The organism is Shewanella sp. VK101 (assembly GCF_056497865.1).
In genome coordinates, this window is the sequence record NZ_CM151402.1 from 2,535,722 (window position 1) to 2,559,271 (window position 23,550).

A 23,550-nucleotide genomic window follows, 5' to 3' on the forward strand; every position below is an offset into this window, starting at 1 on the left:
CGTTGTTGTCAGGCCGGAGTCAAATAACACTGCTGCATATAGATGTTCATGGCCTTGAGCACATTGGTACGGTTGATGGTTCCCACCACCCGGCCATCTTCCACCACTGGGTATATTTTCGGTTTCTGCCCCAGCATCTGCTCGGCCAGCTGTAATATGCTGTCATCCGGCCTGACCCAAAGAACATCGGCGCGCATGCAGTCGCGCACCACGGCGGTCAAATCGCAGTGATAACTGCTCTTGAGCATGGCGGCCATGCAGTCTTGCTGTGACAAAAAGCCCACCAGGCTTCCTGCTGCATCCACCACGGGAGCCCCGCCCTTATTGGCCTCAAGCAGTTTTTCCACCGCAGTGGCTATCGACATATCCGCCTTCAGCAGCACAGGCTGACGGTCCATATGATCACGTATTTTTATCGAATCCATAGCTTTCCCCAAGTTCAAAACGGCTTCATTGTTCAGTGTAGCCAATATTTTGCCCTTGGGGTTCAAGGCAGCAGCGATTGCCTCAATCCAAAATTTTAGTTATCCCGCCAGATCATCACTTCCGCCGCTTGATTGCTCTTGCGCCAGGCACGGTACATACCTTCCGTATTGAACGGCGTTGCCACATTGCCCCTTTGGTCAATGGCAATCACCCCGCCACTGCCGCCGGCAGAGATCAGCCGCTGGTTGATCACTTCATCGGCAGCCTGCAAAATCGATTTTTGCTGATACTTGGCCCTGGCGCAGATATCGCCGGCCACATGGAAACGGATAAAGTACTCACCGTGGCCGGTCGCCGAAACGGCGCAGACACCGTTCTCGGCATAAGTGCCGGCACCTATTACAGGTGAATCACCGATGCGGCCATAACGTTTGGCTGTCATGCCGCCGGTCGAGGTCCCGGCTGCCAGGTTGCCCTGCTTATCCAATGCCACTGCGCCAACGGTACCGAACTTGTAATCAAGATCCAGAGGACTAAGACGCGCCTGAAAGTCTTTATTGGCTTCGGCGGCGTTGATTTTGGCCTTAGCATCGAGAAGCTGCTGATAGCGCGCTTCGCTGTCAAAGCGATTGCCGGGCACCAGCTCCATTCCCAACGTCAGGGCGAACTCCTCGGCGCCCGCCCCCGAGAGCATCACATGCTCTGACTTGTCCATCACGGCTCTGGCGAGATCGATTGGATGACGTATATGTTTAACCCCGGCCACTGCACCGGCATTCATGCTCTTGCCGTCCATAATGGAGGCATCCAGTTCATGAGCACCATCAAAGGTATACACTGCGCCGACTCCGGCATTAAACAAGGGACTGTCTTCCAGCACTCTGATGGCAGCCTGCACCGCCTCCATGCTGGCGCCGCCCTTATCCAGCACCTTATAACCGGCATTGACGGCTTCAGTCAGCTTGTCGCGGTAGGCTTTTTGCTGCTCTTCAGTCAAGGCCGCCTTGGAAATAGTGCCGGCGCCACCATGAATGGCAATCGCAAAAGGAGCCTCGGCCGCCCAGGCCGGCAGCAACCCAGGTAACAGGAGTCCCAGGCTCAGGGCAAGAGTTTTTATTTTTGTTTTCATTGTATTGCTTCCATATTAACGACTGCTGCCTTTGTAACCATTTTATGCCTGGATGGCAATCTGTTACTTGCCTGAGCCAAGATCAGAGGCGACAATAGCAGCAATGTTACGCTAAGCAAAAGTTCTGATTTCCTTGACCAAATACAGTCGCTTTCCCGCGTATATCCTGAGTTTTGCGTCGATCATGCTGGCAAGCCCCCAGGTAGTGGCCGCCGATGATCCTCTGCTTAATCTCCGCATTGAAGGGGTTTCGGGCGAGCTTGAGAAAAATATCCGCGCACACTTGGGCAACTTTCCGGAGTCCAAGGTGCAGCGCCGTGCCTATCTATTTAATGTCAGCGACAGCGTTGAGGCCGCGCTGGAATCCATGGGTTATTACCATGGCAAGTTGGAACAAGAGCTCAAGGAAAGCGAACAAGGGCCGTGGGAGCTCAAGCTCACTATCACTCCGGGAGAAGTTACCCGTCTGCAGTGGGTCGATATCCGCCTCGAAGGCGAAGTACTCAACGACCCCTGGATCAACCGCTGGCTCAGTCAGGTCAAGGTCAAACCCGGCGATCCCCTCAACCACGGCGATTATGAACAGATAAAGTCGCAGCTTATTTCGCTGGCGCTGGCCCGGGGCTATTTTGATGGCCATTATCAAAAATCAGAGATCCGCGTTAATCGCGACCTCAATCTGGCACAGTTCAACCTGTATTTTGACTCGGGCAAGCGTTACCAATTTGGCGAAGTAAGCTTTGAAGGCCACAGCCTGCAGCCGCAGTTGCTCGATGACTTGTTGCCGTTCAAGCCCGGCGCGCCCTACAGTACCCGCAAGCTCACGCGGCTCAATCAGGAGCTGCTGGATACCGGCTATTTTGCCAATATCAAGGTGTTGCCCCAAATCGACAAGTTGACAGAAGACAGCATCCCGGTACGGGTCGAATTGACCCCAAGACCGGATCACTCCATTGAGCTGGGTCTGGGTGCCGACATCGGCTCCAGCACAGACAGCAGCCTGGATCCCAGGGTCCGGGTGACCTGGCGCACCCCGCAGATTAACAGTTACGGCCATTCCCAGGAGACCAGCATAGAGTGGTCGAGAGACAGACCCAAATTCCTCTCTACCTATACTATTCCCCTGACTCATCCTTTGGATGATCAGCTCAAGATCCGCGTCGGTCTGCTGAGGGACAAATACGGCGTAACTCAGGACTATGTTCCTGAGGACAGGGACTTTAGCAATACAGGTCAGTTGGAATCGACCAAGAAGCTTCTCGGGGTTGGCCGCAGCAAACGCCTGCATAACGGTTGGCTACTGAGCTACTCGCTGGAAGCGATTCAGGAAAGCTACACCCAGTCGGATATTGATTATGATCCTGGATTTTTGCTGTTTGGTACCACGCTGTCCAAGACCATACGCGGCGATAACAGCCTGGATCCCAAGTCGGGTTTCCGGCAACTTTACAGTATTGAATATGCCGATCCTTCACTGGGTTCAGAAATCCGCCTGACTCGGATGCAGGCCAAATTCAAATGGATTGAGACTTTCTTTGAAAAGCACAGATTTGTTTCCCGTCTCGATCTCGGGGTCAACCTGGCGGCCGAAGGCGATCTGGCCTTGATCCCGCCGTCGCTGCGTTACTTCGCCGGTGGCGATCAGAGTATTCGTGGTTACAGCTATCAGGAACTTGGGCCTCACTTGGATTACACCAATGATCAGGGTGGCCTTTCACGGGAAGTGGTCGGTGGCCGCTATCTGGCGGTCGGTAGCCTGGAGTATCAATACTACCTAACCCCAAGCTGGCGGCTCGGTACCTTTGTCGACGCAGGTAACGCCTTTGATGTCAGTCAATTTGAACCTGTGGTTTCCGTGGGCGGTGGTATTCACTGGATATCCCCCATAGGCCCCATCAAACTGGATGTGGGCTTTGGCCTGCACGAATCCGATGCCGAAGACAGGCCCTGGCGTATTCACCTGACCATGGGGACAGAATTATGAGCCAAGCCCCAATGCCACAGGAACCCAACCCAAGCAGCAAGCAAGTGGCGAAAAAGACGCGCCCCCTGTGGCTCAAGTCCTTGAGTTGGTTCACCCGCACACTTTTGTATATCCCGCTCGGCTTGCTGGTGCTGTTGGCACTCTTGCTGGGCACGGCACCCGGGAGCCATTTAGCGGTATTTCTTGCCAGTGCTCTGGTGCCGGATCTTGAGCTGGAATATGCTTCCGGCACCCTGAACCGGGAGCTGCAACTCAAACAGGTACACTGGCAGATGGACGGCATCAGTGTCGATGCAGACGCCGTTACCCTTGCCTGGCAGCCTGCCTGCCTTTTGCAAAAGCAGTTATGTGTCGACGCCCTGGAGTTGACAACAACCCGGGTCGCCATAGACACCCAGGCCTTTGCCTCAGATTCCGCCACAGAGGAAGAAGCGCCAAGCTCGGGAGAACTGGTACTGCCCTTTGGCATCAGCCTGAAGCAAGCAAGCCTCACGGATATTCAAGTGCGGGTCGATGAGATGCATTTTGGTGCTGCGGCATTGAATACAGCAGCCAATTGGCAGGAAAGTGGTTTGCAGATCATCCAGCTTGAAAGTCGCGGACTCAGCGTGCTGATCCCTGAGGCTAATGCGGCAGAAGCGCAAGCGACAGACAAAGACAAATCAGCCGCAGCGGCCAAGCAACAAAAAGCGGCACCAAAGAGTGAGACTGATGAATGGGTGCTGGCGCAGATGCCAAACGTTGCCATGCCCTTCCCCATCTATTTAAAGCATGCCGAGCTAAAGGACTCGCGCCTGCAGATCATGGGGCGGGATGACAGGTTTGAGGAACTGCGTCTCAGCGCCAGCTACATTGGCGCCGAGCTGCGGGTCAACGAGTTTTATGCCAAACACACAGATGCCAGTCTGTCGCTGGAAGGTGAACTGACTCTGGATAAACATTGGCCCATGGCACTGACGGTACAACTGGAGTTACAGCGTTTACCTGAACTACCGGGACTCGAGCAGCAACAGCTGGATCTCGCCCTCAAGGGAGATTTCAGCGACTTGCAGCTCAAGGCCAAACTCAGTGGCGAGCAGAGCCTGGCACTCAATGCCAGCGTCAATCTCGCCAACCCTGAACTGCCCTATTCAGTAAACATCTCAGAAGGGGAACTGCATTGGCCCTTTGATCTGGCTCAGTACAGTGTCAGCGGACTGGCGTTGGAAAGCCGCGGCAGCCTCAAGCAACAGGCCGCCAGTGTGGTCGCTCAGATAAGCACTCCCTTCTACCCTGAGCTCAGCCTCAATACCCGCCTGGCGCATCAAGGCCAAAGACTCAAGATTGAAGAGTTCAGCAGTGACAGCAGCGCCGGTAAACTTGTACTCCAGGGTACGCTGGATTACGCCGATGGCATCGCCTGGGATGCAAATCTTGCGCTTTCACACTTCAACAGCGGCGCAATAACCCTGCCTTCTACCGAAGAAGCTGCTAAGGAAAAAGACCAAAATAGCCAAGTTGCCCACAACAAGCGTAAGAGTGACAACGAGGCAACAAGTGCACAAAGCCAAGCTGACGAGGGCAAATCTGAAGAAAGTCTGGCGGAAGATACGCCGGTGATCCCGTCCAGCGATATCAGCGGACAGCTGGCCAGCAGTGGTCGCTGGCAGGATAGCAAGTGGCGAGTGAGTCTGAAGCAGACCCAACTTCAGGGCTCATTGGACCGCCTGCCCTTTGAACTGACTGGCGATCTGGATATAGATGATTCGCTGCAGCTCAGCAGCCAGGGATTATCGCTGCGGGCGCTCAATACCCGCCTGGACCTTTCCGGCAGCGCCAAAGAGCAATGGGATCTCAGTGCCACGCTGGACGTGCCCGATTTCAATCTCTGGCATCCCGAGGCTTTCGGTGCTTTGACGGCAGATATCCAGGTGGTGGGCGATGCCAAACACCCGCAGGTACAGCTCAAGGCCAATACCCAGAGCATCAGATTTGGCGATCTCAAACTCAGCGGCAGTCAACTCAAGGCGCTCTATGCACCGCTGGATCTGCATGAGTTTGCCCTATCGCTGAAGACAGGTGAATTTGACGGCGCAGGTATTCATCTCGATGGCATCACTCTCAGAGCCAAAGGTAATGAACAGCAACAGAAACTGGGGCTGGAAACCGAGGGCGATCTGCAGCTGGATACTGCCATCCACAGCAAGCTGGATCTCGCCAAACAAAAGGCCAAGGTGGAACTCAGCAAATTCAACTTGGGATCCATTCTGGGGCTGTGGCAGCTTGAACAAACAGTGTCACTGAACTGGGATCTCAAGCAGAACCGTGGTGAACTCAGTGGCTTTTGTTTGAGTCACCCATCCAGCAGACTCTGCCTGACCGATAATGTCAGCCTCAGTGACAAGGGTGAAGCCAAGTTGCATTATCAGGGGCAACCCGGGCAACTGCTCGCCAAGCTGTTACCCGAGCAGTTCAGCTGGCAGGGTGATGCCTTGATGGATGCCGCCATCGCCTGGAAACCCGGCGCACGTCCGCAGGGTAAGCTCGACTTCCAGTTGGCTCCCGGGAAAGTCAGCCTTAAACGCAAACAGCAAGCCAGTGCCAGCGTCGACTATCAGGCGTTGAAACTCAACGCCACCCTGGATGATGATGCGCTGAGAAGCCATATTCTGTTCAATTCCGATGCTCTTGCCCGCTGGGAAAGCCAGCTGGATATCAAGGTCACTCCGGATCGCAGCCTCAGTGGTTACGTCAATATTGAAAAAATCAATCTACAACTGCTTGGCCAGTTCATGCCACAACTTGAAACCATTGAGGGTTTACTCGGCGCCAATCTGAAGTTGGCTGGCAGCCTCAACAACCCAGAGCTCAGTGGTCAACTTAACCTACGCGATGGAGCCCTGGCCAGTACAGTCAACCCCACTAGACTGGAGCAGATATCACTGGATATGGCCTTTGCCGGCCAAACCGCCGAGCTCCAGGGCCAGTGGATGATGGGCAGCGGCCAGGCGAACCTCAGCGGTCAACTGCGTTGGCCTGAAGGACAATTCAGCGGTGATATCCAGCTCAAGGGACAAGAACTCGGTGTCATTCAACCACCACTGGCAATTGTCAATGTCAGCCCGGATATTCAACTGCATTTCAGCCCGGACGCGCTCGATATCAAGGGTGAGGTCAAGGTGCTCTCCGGCAATATCAAGGTGGTGCAACTGCCGGCCGGAGGGGTGAGCGTATCATCCGATGTGGTATTCAGCGACTCTATTTCCGAGCAGGAGGCCAAGGCATCCCCCATGGCTTTGAGCGCCGATCTGAATATTGATGTCGGTGATAAGCTGGCTATCGATGGTATGGGTCTCAAAGGGATGTTGGTGGGTACCTTACGGATGCAGCAATCGCCGCAGAAGCCGCCGCAACTCTTTGGTGATATCAAGGTAGTTAACGGCAGCTATAAATTCATGGGGCAGACGCTGAAAATTGCCACAGGTGCGGTGCAGTTTGTTGGGCCTATGCAAATCCCCAACCTCAATATCGAGGCTATCCGGGAGATCCGCGATGAAGATGTCACCGCCGGGGTACGTATTACAGGCACTCCCAACAAACCAATAGTGACCCTGTTTTCCAACCCCGCCAAGGAGCAGGCCGAAATCCTCTCCTATATTGTTCAGGGTAAAGGTTTTGGCTCCGGCAATGAGCAGAACAACTCACTGATGATGGGCGCAGCGCTGTCGCTTAGCTCCCAGGTCGATGGCGGCGCCATTTCCAGCCTGGGCGACACGGCGGCCGGCCTGGTGGAGATGTTTGGCTTCTCCAATGTGCAGTTGGATACCAATGATGATGGTAAAGTCGCCATCAGCGGCTATATTGGCAAAGATTTGATGATCAAATACGGTGTCGGTGTATTCAATCCGGGTTATGAAATGACGGTACGCTACTATCTGTTGTCGCAGCTCTATCTGGAAAGTGTATCCGGCACTCTGGGCCAGTCACTGGATATCTACTACAGCTTTGATCTTTAAGCTGTAAACACTCATGGTAGCGGATGTCAGCCTTGCGGGCATCCGCTACTTATCCCATCCGGCCTGGACATAAAATGCGACTTAAAGCCTAACTAGCTGTCCCTGCAGCTCCAAACCCAAAATGCAGACATAAAAAAAGCGCCCTGAGGGCGCTTTTCAACATCCAATTATCGATTAAGCGTAAACGAAGTCTACGTGCTCGATCATTGGCTTGAACGCGTGACGCTGCATAGCCTGAGCGCGTACTTTAACTTCTTTACCGTCCAGAACTATGGTCAGATCGCTGGTGTAGAAGTCATCGTTGGTTTGGATGTTGATGATATCTTTGTGCTCGAACACAATAGCAACGGCTTCTTTGCCGGCGCCATAGATAACGGCTGGAACTTTCCCGTCACGACGCAGGCGGCGGCTCGAACCTTTCCCAATCTCAGTGCGGGTTTGTGCTGGAATAGTGTAAGACATATAATAATACTCTTTTGATAGTCAATAACTGGCCACTATTTTCGACCAATAGCGGCCTTCATATAAAGCGGGCGAATACTAGCACAGAGGCAACTGAGCAGACAAGCTGATTTGCCTTTTACAGGTAAAAGTGAAGTCAATTTCTCTCTCCCGCTGTTGCTCATCTGTAACATCTGTAATCATTAAGAAAAGCCATTGCTTAGCAGAGGTTTTACCCTGATCGAGATCACAATTTTTCCATCGCCCTGCTGCTACCCTGCTTTCAGTAATCTGGTTTTATTACATGAAGCAGGCCGATGAACGCCAATCTGCAGCAACTGATACGGGATGATAGCCTGTGCTATAAACTGGCAGCGGAACTCCATTACTTGATCGAACATGCTCCGTTTCAACAGGAGAAGCTCGACCTGATTTTATTGGAGTTTCTCGCCTGTAATCAGCAGAAAAGCGGCCATCTGTTACATTTGATGCGTGCCTGCAACTGCCCGGATCTCATCGAGCAATTGAGCTCAGACGCCCTCTTTTATGACAGACTCAACACCTTGGTCGCCGACTGGCAGCAAACCCGCGAGCTGTTACGTCTCAGATTGCAGTTCAGCGAGCTGATGGCACTGCTTGAAGATAGAAAGCCCCGCGAACAGGGCTTTATCCGCAGGGCGGAAACCAATCTCTCTGTGCCGGAAAAACCTACCAGCTGCGCACCGGCCCGCAGTCAACGTGGACAAATCCCGACTTCGGATAATAGCCGACTCCCCCTAGTTTTAATGACAGGGCAGCCTCACGCAAAGTCTCAAGCTTAACTCCGGGGATCGCGATATCCATTGCCATACCCCGCATATGGTAACTCTTCTTGGCTACGCCGTTACTCTTGCCGGCCAACATGGCGTTGGTTTTAGGCGAGCGATAACCTGAAATCACATGGATCTCTTCAGAAACCGACAGCGTCTGCTGTAGGCTGAACAGGAGATCGAACAGGCGTTTATCCATAGGGGCCGCCAAATTCAGCCGATGATCTCTCAGCAGATGGCTGAACTGCGACAGAGTGTTACTCTGATAATGACCGTCTTTCCAATAAGTCCCATCGCCACGCTCCCCTGTATGCCGGTTATAAAAACTCAGATATCGACTACCTTTAGTAGACCGACTCGCCATCGCTTTTGAAGGAAGCATAGAAACCATTGCCGCGCCGCCAAGGCCCATCAACAACTGCCTACGGGCAGGACATACTACTGACACTTACTCACCTTGCACAAAAAACAACCACAAGGCGGCAAATTATACGGGATTAACGCCAAGGTCAAGCGCCGATTTAGAGGCAGCGCCGCGGCCTTTTGAGATGAAATAGACAGAAATCGAGATAATTCCTTGCACCACATTAAGTTAGGGAAGGTGCGAATAAGTCCTCGTGGCACTCTGGCTTGCACAACAATTGGCGTTCAAGGCATCTGACTGAAGGCATGCCGGGGCCTGTCAAAGTCAGATAACGCAGAGAGCCGGTTGCTGTGCAAGCCCCGAAGGGCGTGGCTTACAGGCCTGCCTGCTGTGTTGTGCTTCTTGCAAAGGACTAGGGCCATTTGCTGCGAACCACGCCTTGCATCCAGGCCTGTAAGCCGACGCAGAGCACACATGGGACTTGTTCGCACCTTCCTTAGTAAAGCTTGGGTTAGGCGCCCCAAAGAAACTGTTTCTCAAGGACGCAGCAAATGCTCTTCACGTCCCTGACGCTGCTCTGCCTTGTGGGCCAATTCAGTATTCCTTATTGTCTGCGCCGCAAGTGCCACCTTAACTCCCGGGCTCAATTGATAGATGTCACTGCGAAATTGCGCTCTTTCCCGCTCATCCATCCACGCAGTCCAATAAACCAGGTGAACAGGCAGGCGCTGCTCAAAGGCAAACCATTGAGTGGTTTGATAGTCACTTTGCATCCGCTGCCAGGTTCTCTTGTCCCGCACCAGATTATTGGCCATCCAGGACGCCAACTCTTCCACCTTGTCGACCCGGATACAACCGGAAGACAGGGCTCGATTGGCTTTGGCAAACAGATGCTTGTCCGGTGTGTCATGCAGATAAACATTAAAACCATTGCTGAAATGGAACTTGTAGCGTCCCAAGGCATTATCGGCGCCCGGTTGTTGTACCAAACGATAAGGGAAACGGCCACTCGCCTCTTTTTGCCAGGCTTCGGCGCTCTCTTCCACTCTATTGCCCTGATAGTCATAGACATTGAAATGCCGCTGCTGCAGATATTCACCATCCTTGCGGATCTGCGGCAGTAAGTCGCGCCTCAGTATACCCCTTGGCACAGTCCAGGTAGGATTTAAAACGATATTGGATACCTCACTGCTGAGCAGTGGTGTTTGCCGATAGGGTTTGCCGACTATGACCCTGGAGCGTAACTGCACCTGGTTGTCATCCACGAGAGTCAACTCAAACGCCGGGATATTCACCAACAGATAGCGCTTTCCCAATTGCTGCTTGTAGACGGTGCGGGCGACGAAGTTGCCGGCCAGCATGCGGGCACGTTGCAATGGTTCAGTATTGAGCCAACGCAGCGTATCAGGGCCTATGATGGCATCGGTTTTAAGCCCATGACGGGATTGAAACGCTTCTACCGCCGAGGCCAGCTGCGGTGAATAAACCTTGTTATCGCCCGGCTCGCTGCTGAGATCGCCAAGCCAATATAGACGCTTCGCAATTGTTGGGATCAGCAGATGACTGTCGCCAGGGCGTAACCAACCACCGGGATCCAACCTGGGCCATTGATGCCGCTCAGCGAGCCAAATCAGATAGCGGATCCGGCTGCTGGTTGCCAGATAGTCGTCTTCCTGAGGCTCCAGCGCCAGCGCCCGGCTGAGCGAATTGGCGTCAAGGGGTAGCGTGTTGAAGGCCAAAGGAACGCCACGACGCTTCCAGAAGGCTGCAATATCCTGTTCAATCCCCTCACGCAACTCCAGTTGAAGGTTAAGATCGCCGCGGCTCATGGAACGTAAATCATCGGCAAACTCCTGCCCTTCAGGCAGCAGAGCCAGCAACTGCAGCTGATTATTCAGGATCCTGATAGCGGCATCATCGGCTTTAACTGCATATGCCGCGCCGCTGAGGAGCAGAATGATCAGTAAAGGCATTAACACGCGCTTTGTCATATCGGCCTCCCGGGACATAAGCTCAATTATGGCAAATATGCGCCGTGATTCGATGATATTTTGCTGACAATTGGCTGAACGACCATTGATTAACATAATACATTGGCAAGTAAATGATTATTAGCGATTGATAATTAACCACTTATCAGCACAAGCCTGTGATCATGGAGATTATTCTGATATAAAATCCTGCCAAAGCAGTAACAGGCAATATAATGAACAGACAAATGCTCATTCGGCAGATGGCCGAAAGACAACAGATCTCAAAGGCTCAAGCCAAAGTGCAACTGCAGCATATTCTGGCTAGCCTTACCCAGGCACTCAGTGAAGGCGAGAAGGTTTATCTGCCGCAGTTTGGCACTTTCGAGCTCAGATACCACCTTCCCCGCAACGGCCGTAACCCACAAACCGGTGAACCTTTGGAGATTGCCGGCAGCAATCAGCCTAGCTTTAAGGCTTCCCCTTCGCTGAAACAGGCTCTGCAGCCAGAGTAATACGTTCTCGGGGCAGGCTCTCTGCCCCCTGCATCAATAGTCATGCTTGTTGCTGGCCAAAGATATCAATACTGACGCTTGTATCTGACAGTTGAACCGGGATTTGATGTGATAAAAGTCAGCAGCTATTAACGAACGTAAACTTGGTATGAAAACAAGGGCTAAGTCTGCTTCTAGTGACTTTAAGGGAATTCAATTTAGGGGGATTAAATTTGGAGGCGCGACCCGGAGTCGAACCGAGATCGACGGATTTGCAATCCGCAGCATAGCCATTCTGCCATCGCGCCTTTTTGGGGTCACAGCATTGAGGTGCTGTGTGAGATTGGAGCGACATATCGGGTTCGAACCGATGACCTGTACCTTGGCAAGGTACCGCTCTACCAACTGAGCTAATGTCGCATCACTTTTCTTGCTTCGTATTCAGAGCCAGCCCTGACCACGGATTGGCATTTTACGCTTTTAACCCCGACTGTCAACGAAGAATTAGTGCTTAACTGTTTGCTTGGACACTAAATAATCTTATCGAAACATTATTGTGCAATCGGGCACAAACTAGCACCGTTTAACCTGCTATCAGATCCTTCCAGGCGGCCTTGATATAACTGATCATCGACCAGAAGGTTAAGAAAGCCGCCACATACAGCAAGGCATAGGCGGTATAGATCATCCAGTCGCCCTGCTTCCAGATAAGGCCAATAATTGCCACCATCTGGGCTGCCGTCTTGTACTTGCCAATCCAGGATACCGCCACAGCGCCGCGTTTACCTATCTCGGCCATCCACTCACGCAGCGCCGATATCACCAGCTCACGCCCTATCATAAACAGCGCCGGCAAGGTCAGCCAGATGGTGTTGTAGTCTTCAACCAGCAGCACCAGGGCCGTGGTCACCATCAGCTTATCGGCCACAGGATCCAGGAAGGCACCAAAACGAGTGGACTGCTCCAGTTTACGGGCCGCATACCCATCCAAGGCGTCGGTAATGGCTGCGAGCCAGAAAACAAATGCAGCCATAAACGGCGCCCAACTGTACGGTAAGTAAAATACCAGAACAAAAACAGGCAGTAAGAACAGCCTAAACCAGGTAAGGGCGATGGGTATATTAAACGGCATGATAAAACCAAATAATCAAAAGCAGCGCCAATCTTGCCTGATTTTTACTACCCCCGCAATGCATCGTGTATCGTTTGAGCCATTTCTGGACTAATCCCGGGCACTTTTGCCAATTCCGCCACACTTGCCCCCTTCACCTGTTGCAATCCCCCCAGATATTGCAGCAAAGCCTTGCGTCTTTTCGGGCCAATCCCCGGGATAGACTCAAGGCTTGAGGTGTTGCGGGTCTTTTGGCGTTTATTTCTATGACCGGTAATCGCAAACCTGTGGGATTCATCACGAATATGTTGAATAAGATGCAGCGCCGGTGAGTCATCCGGCAGTGAAAAGCTCTCTTCGGTATCACCGAAGATCAGGGTTTCCAACCCGGGTTTGCGGCTTTCACCTTTGGCGACCCCGATAAGCGTGGGTACGGCCTCTATGCCGACAAACTTTTCGTTGACCACTTCCTGAGCCATTCTGAGTTGCCCAAGGCCGCCATCGATAAAGACAATATCCGGGATCTTGCCCTGTGCATTGACTTTATCAAACCTGCGAGTCAAGGCCTGCTTCATCGCCGCATAATCATCACCGGGAGTAATGCCCTTGATGTTGTAGCGCCGATATTCGCTCTTGTCCGGCCCTTCACGATTGAACACCACGCAGGAGGCCACAGTGCTCTCCCCCATGGTATGACTGATATCGAAGCACTCCATACGCTTAATCGGGGTGCTTTGTTCAAGCGCCTCTTCAAGCAGCAGGAATCTCTGCTCCACCGTATTGCGGTGGGCCAGCTTGGTATTGACGGCATTGGTAGCATTGGTCTTGGCCAGGCGCAGATAACCTGCTCTGTCCCCCCTGACCCGAGTGCGGATGGCCACTTTCTTGTTCAGTGCGTCCATTAACACCTGCTCCAGCTCTTCCAGCTCCTCATAGCCGTCACTCAGGAGAATTTCCCGCGGGATAGTACGCTGAATATCGACATTGAGATAAAACTGCAGCATAAAGGCTCTGAGTACCTCAGCCATTTCGGTCTGCGCCGGCACGCTGGGATAGTAGCTGCGGCTACCGAAAATCTTGCCCTCGCGAATAAACAACAGGTGGAAACAGGCCACCCCTGAGGCGTAGTGAACCCCAATAACATCAAGATCACCATGGCTGGATGACACTTCCTGCTGCTCGGCCACTCGTCTGAGCGCCATGATCTGATCCCGATAGCGGGCCGCCTGCTCGTAGGCCATGGACTCGGCCGCCTGCTCCATTTTCTTGACCAAGGCGCTGAGCACCTGTTGATCCTTGCCCTTGAGAAACAGGGTCGCCAACTTGACCTGCTCCAGATATTCCTCGTCCGAGACCTTGCCGACACAAGGGGCGCTGCAACGCTTGAGCTGGTACTGCAAACAGGGACGCGAGCGCGCCTTGTAGTAGAGATCGTCACATTGACGAATAGGAAACAGTTTCTGCATCAAATGCAGGCTTTCACGCACCGCACCGCCATTGGGATAAGGCCCGAAATACTGCCCCTTCTCCCGTTGCGGCCCCCTGTGGTAGGCAAGCCTGGGGTGCCTGTGCTGGCTCAGCAAAATAAAGGGGTAAGACTTGTCATCCCTGAGCAGCACATTGTATTTCGGCAAGTACTGCTTGATGTAATCGTTTTCCAGGATCAGTGCTTCGGTTTCACTGTGAGTCAGTGTCACATCGATATTGGCGATATGGGACACCAGCGCCTGAGTCTTCACATTGGGCAGATTCTTGCGAAAATAAGACGAGAGCCGTTTCTTGAGATCTTTGGCCTTGCCCACGTAAATCACGCTACCGCCGCTGTCATACATACGATAGACGCCCGGTGCTGAGGTCAGATTTTTAAGAAAAAGCTTGGGATTGAATTCCTGCGGCATGAACCCACTCTATGAATAACGGCTGAGGAGATAAAGATTTCAGGGACAGAAAACAACAAAGAAAGAGGGAGCCATGGCTCCCTGTGTAAATCAGAACTGCCCGGTGTCGAGCATTTTATATCGAATCGCCAATCGGGTCAGCTCTACATCGCCGCTGATCCCCAGTTTGGCAAACAAGCGATAGCGGTAGCTGTTAACCGTCTTGGGGCTGAGGTTCAGCTGCTCGGAGATATCATTGACCTTCTCACCATTGGTGATCATCATCATGATCTGCAATTCCCGCTCAGACAGCGACTTGAAGGGGTTCTCATCAGTCTGATCAAACTGACTCAAGGCCATCTGCTGGGCAATTTCCGGTGACAGATATCGCTGCCCGTGAGCGACCTGCCGAATGGCTTGGATCACCTCCGGCGGCTTGGCGCCCTTGGTCAAATAACCGGAAGCACCGGCCTGCATCACCTTGGTCGGGAAAGGATCCTCTGAGTGAATAGTCAATACTATGATTCTGGCATGAGGTTGGTAACGCAGAATTTTACGGGTGGCCTCAAGCCCCCCTATTCCGGGCATATTCATATCCATCAAAATCACATCGGCTTCATTCTGCCTGCTCCACTGCACAGCAGCTTCGCCATCACCGGCTTCCCCTACAACTTTAATGCCTTTCTCATCTTCGAGGATCCGGCGGATCCCGGTCCTGACCAACTCATGGTCATCCACCAAATATACGGATATCAACTTCAACCCACCTTATTATTGTCGGCCTTTTCGTGTAGCCCTGATTCTTCGAAGCCTTTGGGATAATTTAGCCCATCTGCCGACAATAGAAAAGCTCAAGTTAACTTTATGATTATAAAAGAAACTCATTCTTATGTTGACTTGGATAAGGGATAAAGTGCAACAATCTTCCCTTTTGTTGCATAAAAATTCTCTTGCCAAGGCAATAAAATGCCAAAGTCAGTCAACAATGCCTTGGTCGAAAGATAAATAGGTTCGGGTAAACATTGAGCCGGTTAGGATTCAACTAACATATGCAAGTTCCGGCCAACCCGTTTCAGATCTCTCAGGGCAGCCGCTTCTGTAGCCATACGCAGCGGCCTTTGCGGAATTTTGATGGTATTGTGCAAAATATCCATGTCATCGCGCTGGGTATGGGTAAATTCGATAGTGCCATAGGGTGTCTTAAAAACCCCCTTTCGACCTGTGGTCATCACGGTAATGTAGCTGATAGGGATCTGCGAAATCGCACCGTATTCAGACAGGGCCGATTCCAGCGAAACATAGTTATACTCACCGCGCCGCAGTGCACAGGCGATATGCTCCACCGCGTAACTATCTCGCCGGCTCAGTGCAAACAGGTATACGCCGCGGCAGGGCCTTTCCAGGATCCCCTGCTTTATCAACCTAGGCAGGCTCTGCTTAAACGCGTCTGCCGTATCATCAAAAAATAGCCGCCTGAGATTCCCCTTGGTATAAACATAAATACCTTTACGATCAAAACTGTGCAGCCGTTGCAAAGCAGTACTGATATCCATAATCCAATCAAATAGACATAAAAGCGCTTAATAGCATACCTAAATGTCCACTTAAAGCCTATTGGAACGAGATAACTTCTCTGTTGTAGAGGAACAAACACTTAATTTCTGGTTTTTTATGCGTTAATAATCTGTACCGTCAACACTCAGCTCTTTCAGGCAACGTCTTTTCGCAAAACCTTTGCAACTTGTGGCCTTAACGGCAGTGAAGAGTTGTTCACGATCAATTCATCACGTTCCAAATCAAAAGGCCAGACGTGCAGTGTTAAATCATAATGCAAATCAAAAGGCGGCAATGGCTCTGTGAAGGTTTGCGACTTGGGGTAAATCAGCACCATCTCGCCTTTACCCTCTGGTAAGTATTGTCTGGCATAGGCCAGCATCTGGTAAAAATCACTCTCGCGCAGATCGTATTTAGTATCAAGGCTTTTGCTGTTTACCCGTTTCCACTTGGTATCAAGTACCCAAACTCCCTTGCCCTGCTCAAGCAGCAGATCCGGCCTTAGCTGAAACAGCTCCTTACTACCCTGCCGGCACAGGTATTTGGATTTCGCCTGCGTCCGTAACTTAGCCTCAGGCATCAGTTGAAGCGGCAGCATTTGCGCCACATATTGCTCAAACAGCTTCTCCATTGGGAAAAGTAAGCTGATCCCCCGGTACTCTCCACGCACCGCAAGTGGCATATGCCGATACAAAATTAGCTCACACCAGGGCTTGATGGCCTCATAATGTGCCATCAGGCGGTCATGCTGCCAGCGCTCAAAATCCGCTCCAATATCGCGGCTTTCTGGTAGTTCATGCAGCATGGCCGCAAGTTCATGGGCCAGACGCCAGTTAGCTGACTCCTTGGCATGGTCAAGCACCACCAGCAATGCCCGTTTCAGCAGCCTGTTTTCCGGCTTGTCTGGCAAAAATACGTCATGTCGAATTTGAAAGAAGTGTGCCCGCCCAGGTGGCTGACGCATTTGACGCACTACGTCCAATTGGCCACGTAAATAGCGCTGTTCTTCCTCTAACCGTTGATAATCAAACTGCAGACCTCGTTTCAGCAACCGCTCCAACTGATGTAAAAACTGCTCCATGACCCACTCGGCCAGAGGCGCATCGTACAGCTCAAGTCCGGCTTCTTCGGCTTCACGGCAGTTGAGCTCCAGGCTACTGGCTATCAGCTTTTTAAGAAGCGCGCGGGATTGCTGCTCACAATCCCCCTCGTCGAAATGCTTAGGCAAAATCTCAATCACCTGCCCACAGGGGCTCTCCAGCACACCAACAAAGCTGTCTAGCCTTAACCAACGCTGGTTTTCAAGTTGTAATAGTCTGGCGCCTGAACGAGAAAATCCGGACGACAGTTCGCACAGCCATTCAAAGGCCATTTCGGAGATCTGCGCCTCATCCAGGGTGGAATGAGCCAAGTGCGATGATGTCAGCCGCGCATATTCACGCACCACCACAGTTGGCATCAAACAGCCTCCACTGTGGCTGCTTCGGTATTTTCAGAGGTATTCACTTGAGTGACAGTTTTGGCAAGGATCCCAAGGTAGGCACCTCGGCGGCCAAAGGCTGCATCATTCACACGCCAGCGCTGACTTTGCCTGAGTCTGTTGCTTACGTCGGGGAACAGCTCGGTAAGATTGGTGCTGTCCTCCACAATAAAAGCATCGTCTTTTGCCTTACTCTGATCGCTGAGCACCCAGCGAATACGTTCCCAGTCCTCAAAGAAGTATTCTTGCAGCAGCGGAATAATGTTCTGCTTAAAGATATCCGCCAGCTTTTGCAGTGTAGGCGTCTCGAACAGCGGCGTAAAATAGGCGTGGCCTATGCAATGGTCACGGTCCAGTAGCACAGCTATTCGCTGGTTCATCACCTCGAGCAGCGCCTGGATATGAATACCTTCGATAACGAGCGCTTTAAACAGTTCAGGCTTGGGCGGCATCTCTTTAAAGGTAAAGCGGCGGCGCAGCGCAATATCCAGCCCCGCAAGAGATCGGTCGGCGGTGTTCATGGTTCCAATCAGATACAGATTGCCCGGCACTTTGAACGGCTTTTTCGAGTAGGGAAGCGTCACTTCCAATGCTTCTACAGCCCCGGCACGTTTGGAGGGTTCAATCAGGGTAATCAGCTCTCCAAAAATGCGTGAGATATTGCCCCGGTTGATTTCATCTATGATGAGCACCCTCTTGTCAGACCCTATAGTTTTATCCTCTACCGCTGCAGGTGCCAACAAACGCCCAAGCTTTGCTTTATCCAGTGTTGGCGCCCGCAGCCCATACAAAGTCATCTGGCTGAATTGTCCAGTTAACAACTCTGTGTGGGGCAATGATGGGCTATATTGGCGCAACCACTTCACAGGCCGCAGCTGTGAGTAGTCACCGTCATACTCTGCGTTAGGCATGTACTGGTAGTCACCGGTTATTTCACCTATGGCACGGAATTTAAAATTACCATCACTGACAATAACCAAATCCCCCTTTTTCATTTGAGTGACAAAAGCAGTTACACTGGTAGCCTGATAATCATAGGGTCCACTAAGCTTAATATTTTGAGCGGCAAAGCGGGCTTCAATATCCTGCCTATTCTGACTGCCACTGAAATCCAAATCGCCGCCATATCCCAGCCTGATGCTGTTTTCTGCAATGCAGTCATCATAAATACCCGCATCAGAGCCTTGAGTGTTGCCGAGCGACATTTTCCAAACTCTGCGCCCCTCCAATGAGATGATTCCTTCTGCACTCTTGGTTACTTTGGCTTCAGCTGCTTCACACAAACTCTTGAAAACCCCATCAACCACCTGATAGCGCAGCTGGCCTTGTTGCTCATCGGTATCCACAGTTTCCGCCCTGAGCCCTTCGACAAAGTCCTCATAGCTGAAGCTTTGGTGAAAGGTCACAAAACGAACGCGCTCTTGCTGCTTGAGTTCATCGAAACGGGCTTTAAGCTGCTCACGAGCCTGGGATTTATCATCCCAACTCTCAGCCGCTTGGTTGGCAGAGTCAAATTCAACCACAGCAGTAGGATCCAGAATTTCGAGCGCTGCACGCACGGTTTCATAAGTTTTGCCAGTGCCTGGCGGGCCAAAGAGGATTTGATTTAAAGGATTGCTTAACTCACCAGCCATTGTTTCTTCCTCTGGTAGCGAATAGCCGGGACGGCTTTCATTCACGCTTTGTTTTCCGCTATTTTTGTTATTATCAATCCAAATGATGCCATCGATTAGGGCAAGCAGATGGTTATTGGGCGAGCCAACTCCATCCCTGAAAAGGATGTTTTGGTGTAACGCGGGTAAAAGCTTGCGCCAATATTTTTCCGGTTCGTTAACTTGTGTAAGGCTTAATGCTTTGCATAAAGGCTTTAATGCCTCTGCTGCTGCCGATACAAAATAGTCCGGTCGACAAACGGTTAATATTCGTGTGAAGAAAACAAAAGGAAACTTAACAGCGCCCGAAGCTTTAACGCCAGCACGAAAGAGCTCAACTAAATGCTGATACTGCTGCTCTGAAATTTCCCCTTGTCGAGGTATTGCTGAAAAAAAATCATCTAATTGTTTAAACTCAGACGTGACAATTCTCCCAACCTCACCATTGCCGCCAGGAGCGCCAAACAGATTTGGATCAAAATCATGAGTGTGCTGCTTTTGGGTATTTACACCCAAGAAAAGGCTGCGCTCATTTGGAGACATGTCACTGAGTTTTCGACCCGTTTGAAAAACAACCTGCGCTTTCTCTAGCAGCGAAATTCTGCTTTCATAGTATTCGTCATACCCTTGTAGTTGTTGACGATACATAGAGGTTTCTTCTAACGCTAAAATCGATTTGAGCTCCATTCAAATTCCTTAATAAAAAACACGCTTTCGCACTGCATTCTTAGCTGTCTTGACGAAATATTCACTATTGAGGCGAGCCTTAGCGACACATTCTGGGAATTTGTTAGTGGATTCACCACTTGGTTATTGTGTCACTAACTACACCCTATTGGCCTTAAAGTTCTCGGCCTGGGCGAACACGTCCTGGTACACCTCGTTGTAGGTCACGGGCGGGTAGCCGTTTTTCGACAGCAGCATAATCAGCTCTACTTTGAGTGCCGATTTAATGTCGTCGCGGTTATTCCAGTCAGGGTAGCTGGCCTTGTCATCCACCACGGCTTTCACCTTGGCGGCGAGCTCCAGCAGGCGCGCTTCCTCATAGGCAAACTGATACTTGCTCGCCACGTGTTTGAGGATGTCGTAAAACGCCTTTTCCTCCACGCTGATCCCAAGGTCAGCAAACGACCCCATCTCCACCTTGATGTCGGCCATCAGCGCCAACAGACTGTCTACCGCTTCCTGATGCACCTCTGTGGTAAAGGCATCTTCCTCTTTGCGCTCGTTGTAATGATCTACCAGAGATCTCAGCTTCTTCGAGAACTCCACCGCTTTAAGCTGGTTGGTCTTTTTGAACTCCCCCAGCGCCTTGGCCAGCATCTTCTTGAGCAGTTCAATCTTGGTATTAGGCAGCTTGAGTTTATCGAGCCTGGCCAGATAATCCTCATCGAAGATATCTATCTGCTCTGCGCCATCTTCACCCAGATGGAAGATCTCCTCGACCCCATCGGCGCGGATAGCCTCTTCAATCATCTGCCTGACCTTAGTGTTCATCTGCGCCGTATCCGGTGCATCACCTTTGGTCAGCTTGTAGACGATAGAGCGCACCGCCAGATAAAAGTGAATACGGTCACGCTCACCCTGAGACAAACGCTCGGCTCCACAGCACACATCATAAGCCGCCTTCAACCGCTTCATCAGCGCCATAAAGCGCTTTTCCATCGATACTTTGGACAGCACAAAGTCGGCGGCGCGATTGAGGCAGTTAAGCTGAGCCACCGGGTTACCCTCAAAGTAATCTCCGGCATCAAAGCCATGCATCAATTGACCAAGTAAATCCAAGTGATCTTTCACCACAGCCACAGAAGCACTAATGTCTTCAAAGTTGGCTTCATCGGCCTTGGAGAACATGGCCAGCGCCTGATTCATCTGCCGCTTGATGCCGATGTAATCTACCACCAGCCCCTTATCCTTACCCTCAAACTTACGGTTCACCCGCGAGATAGTCTGAATAAGGTTATGACGCTGCACCGGCTTGTCGATATAAATGGTATCCAGAAATGGCACATCAAAGCCGGTGAGCCACATATCCACCACAATGGCAATTTTAAAGTTGGATTTGGCCTGCTTAAACTGCCGGTCCAGCTCTTTGCGCTGCTCCTTGTTGCCAAGGAGATCGCGCAGCTCATTGCTGTCTTCTTTGTTGCAGGTCATCACCATATTGACCATGGCAAGCGGCTTAACGCTGTCTTTGTCGGTAAGCGTCTCACCATCAGCCACCGATTTTATTTCAAACCATTCTGGCTTAATCGCTTTCAGCGCCTTGTAAAACTTAAAGGCAATCTCGCGGCTGCTGGAGACAAACATCGCCTTGCCCTTGATGGTTGAGCCTTCATCCACTCGCTGCTGGTAGTGTTTGGCAAAGTCTCTGGCCAGCGCCGCAAGGCGGTCTTTGTCCCCCAGAATCGAGCCCATAGAGGCCATGCTCTTTTTGCTCTCTTCTATCTGGTGCTCATTGGCGCCCTGCTCGGCGCAGTCATCATAGTAACGCTCAATCTCCTGAAGCTTGGCATCATCAAGCAGCACTTTGGCGGCTCGACCTTCATACACAATGCGCACTGTGATTTCATCATTCACCGACTCGCTCATGGTGTAGCTGTCTACCACAGCACCAAACACATCCAGGGTGGCATCTATAGGCGTGCCGGTGAAACCCACAAAGGTGGCATTGGGCAGCGATTGATGCAGGTGATAGGCAAAGCCATAGCTCTTGCGCACTGTGCCCTTGTCGCTATCAATCACCACCTTCTGCTGCAGGTTAATCTGGCTGCGATGAGCTTCATCGGAAATACAAATCACATTGCTGCGGTCGGTCAGCAGTTCAGTATCTTCAGTGAACTTATGAATGGTGGTAAGGAACACCCCGCCACTGCTGCGCCCTTTAAGCTGAGTGCGCAAATCTTCACGGCTGGTCACAGTCACTACGGTTTGATCTTTCAGATACTGTTTGGCATTGGTGAACTGCTTGGAGAGCTGATCGTCCAGATCGGTCCGGTCAGTGATCAGAATAATGGTCGGGCTGGCCAGCGCCTGGCTCTTCATCAAACGCCTGGCTAAAAACTGCATGGTGTAGCTCTTACCGCAGCCGGTAGCACCAAAGTAAGTGCCGCCCTTGCCATCACCATGGATAAGGTTACCTTCTGGGCTGAAGCGCTTTTGCGCCCGCAGCACACTGTGGTACAGCTTATTTACCGCGTAAAACTGTGGATAGCGGCACACCAGCTTCTCTTCACGGTTGGACACATCGGGGAAAAAGATAAAGTCTCGCAAAACCAGCCTAAGCCGCGCTTTATCAAACAGCCCCTGCAGCAGGGTATGCAGCGAATCGATGCCGTCTTTCTCTACCGACTCCATGCCGCTTATCTTGCGCCAGCCATAAAAGAACTCATAGGGCGCAAACAAACTGCCCATCTTGTTATTGACGCCGTCGCTTATCACGCAAAGGGCGTTAAACACAAACAGCTGTGGGATATCACGGCGATAGTAGGAGGTCAGTTGATGCCAGGCCTGATAGATATTGGCCTGCTCTTCACGAATGGCGCTCTTGAACTCAAACACTACCAGCGGCAGGCCGTTTACGTACAAAATGAGATCCGGAATGCGCTTACCGTCAATACCCTCAATCTCCAACTGGCTCACCAGCTTGTAGATATTGGTATCCATCTTTTGCTCAACGTAAGGCGGCGATACATGCCGCCTTACATGCGATGAAGTCACATCATAGTTCGCAGTGGCTTCAGCAACACCGGCAGCAAGCTCATTTGAACCGACTGATTCTAGGCCCAAATGCTCTAAGCCCAGATGCTCTAAACCCAGATGTTCCAAAGCACTGTAGTCCAGCAGCTGAATGCGCAAATCCTTTGCGCTGGGGTCATTCCGCCTGAAGGTAAAACCATCGGCAAAGTAGCGGCAAAACTGCTTATTTGACTCATACAGGTCACCGGCGGGCAGGCTCTCCAGCATCCCGATAATCCGCTTAATCTCGGCCGGAGTCAGAGCCTCCTCGGCATCGGGCTCGGCATAGCGATTAGTCAGATAGCTCACGAGGTCATCCACCAGCAGCACCTGCTCCGGCGTGCGCGCTATGCTGGCGCCATCAAGGTGGGGGTAGCCCTGCTCACCTAATAACTGAATAATCGCCGCTTCCAGGCTGGCTTCTGTAAATTTTGTCATCGATACTCACAATGTTGCTAACGGCTTTGCCCTGAAAGGGTTCAAAAACCACCATATCGAGTTGCTTCACCTACGAATACACGTTTGT

15 protein-coding genes, 2 tRNA genes and 1 pseudogene are annotated in these 23,550 nt (G+C 51.7%); 4 read left to right on the plus strand and 14 right to left on the minus strand.

Annotated features, from left to right (window positions below; translation table 11 throughout):
* Window positions 1–8: 8 nt before the first annotated feature.
* Window positions 9–425: a CBS domain-containing protein gene (locus tag ACSHSR_RS11470; RefSeq protein WP_028779284.1), complete on the minus strand. Its 417-nt coding sequence runs from the start codon at window positions 423–425 to the stop codon at window positions 9–11.
* Window positions 426–520: 95 nt separating this feature from the next.
* A complete protein-coding gene (locus ACSHSR_RS11475) occupies window positions 521–1,555 on the minus strand; it encodes an isoaspartyl peptidase/L-asparaginase family protein (protein ID WP_071237610.1) in 1,035 nt (344 codons plus the stop codon).
* 184 nt (window positions 1,556–1,739) lie between these two features.
* Here ACSHSR_RS11475 and ACSHSR_RS11480 point away from each other — a divergent pair, with 184 nt between their 5' ends.
* The gene (locus tag ACSHSR_RS11480; protein WP_037474016.1) at window positions 1,740–3,539 is read left to right on the plus strand and encodes an autotransporter assembly complex protein TamA; all 1,800 of its coding nucleotides are present in this window, start codon (window positions 1,740–1,742) and stop codon (window positions 3,537–3,539) included.
* A complete protein-coding gene (gene tamB / locus ACSHSR_RS11485; protein ID WP_479630771.1) occupies window positions 3,536–7,534 on the plus strand; it encodes an autotransporter assembly complex protein TamB in 3,999 nt (1,332 codons plus the stop codon). The genes ACSHSR_RS11480 and tamB overlap by 4 nt, the downstream gene beginning before the upstream one ends.
* A 174-nt stretch (window positions 7,535–7,708) precedes the next feature.
* Here tamB and rplY read toward each other — a convergent pair whose 3' ends face one another.
* On the minus strand, window positions 7,709–7,996 hold the full coding sequence (gene rplY / locus ACSHSR_RS11490) for a 50S ribosomal protein L25 (protein ID WP_045282740.1): 288 nt from the start codon (window positions 7,994–7,996) through the stop codon (window positions 7,709–7,711).
* Window positions 7,997–8,292: 296 nt separating this feature from the next.
* Here rplY and ACSHSR_RS11495 point away from each other — a divergent pair, with 296 nt between their 5' ends.
* Window positions 8,293–8,796 carry a hypothetical protein gene (locus ACSHSR_RS11495; protein WP_044734399.1) on the plus strand — a complete coding sequence of 168 codons (504 nt, stop codon included), beginning with the start codon at window positions 8,293–8,295 and terminating at the stop codon, window positions 8,794–8,796.
* Here ACSHSR_RS11495 and mepK read toward each other — a convergent pair.
* A complete protein-coding gene (gene mepK, locus ACSHSR_RS11500) occupies window positions 8,684–9,232 on the minus strand; it encodes a peptidoglycan L,D-endopeptidase MepK (RefSeq protein ID WP_054744685.1) in 549 nt (182 codons plus the stop codon). The two genes, ACSHSR_RS11495 and mepK, sit on opposite strands and share 113 nt — an antisense overlap.
* Before the next feature lie 452 nt (window positions 9,233–9,684).
* Window positions 9,685–11,139, minus strand: coding sequence for a L,D-transpeptidase family protein (locus ACSHSR_RS11505; protein WP_479630772.1), 1,455 nt, complete (start codon window positions 11,137–11,139; stop codon window positions 9,685–9,687).
* A 203-nt stretch (window positions 11,140–11,342) separates the two neighbouring features.
* Here ACSHSR_RS11505 and ACSHSR_RS11510 point away from each other — a divergent pair.
* Window positions 11,343–11,633 (plus strand): annotated as a pseudogene (locus ACSHSR_RS11510) (HU family DNA-binding protein); the annotation flags it as partial.
* Window positions 11,634–11,846: 213 nt separating this feature from the next.
* Here ACSHSR_RS11510 and ACSHSR_RS11515 read toward each other — a convergent pair.
* From ACSHSR_RS11515 to ACSHSR_RS11555, 9 genes are all read right to left on the minus strand, one after another.
* Window positions 11,847–11,920 (minus strand) — tRNA-Cys (locus ACSHSR_RS11515).
* Window positions 11,921–11,956: 36 nt separating this feature from the next.
* A tRNA-Gly gene (locus ACSHSR_RS11520) sits at window positions 11,957–12,032 on the minus strand.
* A 163-nt stretch (window positions 12,033–12,195) separates the two neighbouring features.
* On the minus strand, window positions 12,196–12,744 hold the full coding sequence (gene pgsA / locus ACSHSR_RS11525) for a CDP-diacylglycerol--glycerol-3-phosphate 3-phosphatidyltransferase (RefSeq protein ID WP_028779289.1): 549 nt from the start codon (window positions 12,742–12,744) through the stop codon (window positions 12,196–12,198).
* 47 nt (window positions 12,745–12,791) lie between these two features.
* Window positions 12,792–14,621: an excinuclease ABC subunit UvrC gene (gene uvrC, locus ACSHSR_RS11530; RefSeq protein WP_117200649.1), complete on the minus strand. Its 1,830-nt coding sequence runs from the start codon at window positions 14,619–14,621 to the stop codon at window positions 12,792–12,794.
* A gap of 90 nt (window positions 14,622–14,711) precedes the next feature.
* Entirely contained in the window at window positions 14,712–15,356 is a 645-nt protein-coding gene (uvrY, locus tag ACSHSR_RS11535; protein ID WP_025009635.1) for a UvrY/SirA/GacA family response regulator transcription factor, read from the minus strand.
* A 275-nt stretch (window positions 15,357–15,631) separates the two neighbouring features.
* On the minus strand, window positions 15,632–16,153 hold the full coding sequence (gene abiEi, locus ACSHSR_RS11540; protein ID WP_045282739.1) for a type IV toxin-antitoxin system AbiEi family antitoxin: 522 nt from the start codon (window positions 16,151–16,153) through the stop codon (window positions 15,632–15,634).
* Window positions 16,154–16,308: 155 nt separating this feature from the next.
* On the minus strand, window positions 16,309–17,613 hold the full coding sequence (locus ACSHSR_RS11545; protein WP_208146912.1) for an McrC family protein: 1,305 nt from the start codon (window positions 17,611–17,613) through the stop codon (window positions 16,309–16,311).
* Entirely contained in the window at window positions 17,613–19,973 is a 2,361-nt protein-coding gene (locus ACSHSR_RS11550) for an AAA family ATPase (protein WP_244997922.1), read from the minus strand. Before ACSHSR_RS11550 ends, ACSHSR_RS11545 begins: the two co-directional genes overlap by 1 nt.
* A gap of 138 nt (window positions 19,974–20,111) precedes the next feature.
* The gene (locus ACSHSR_RS11555; RefSeq protein ID WP_479630773.1) at window positions 20,112–23,462 is read right to left on the minus strand and encodes a type I restriction endonuclease subunit R; all 3,351 of its coding nucleotides are present in this window, start codon (window positions 23,460–23,462) and stop codon (window positions 20,112–20,114) included.
* Window positions 23,463–23,550: the final 88 nt, after the last annotated feature.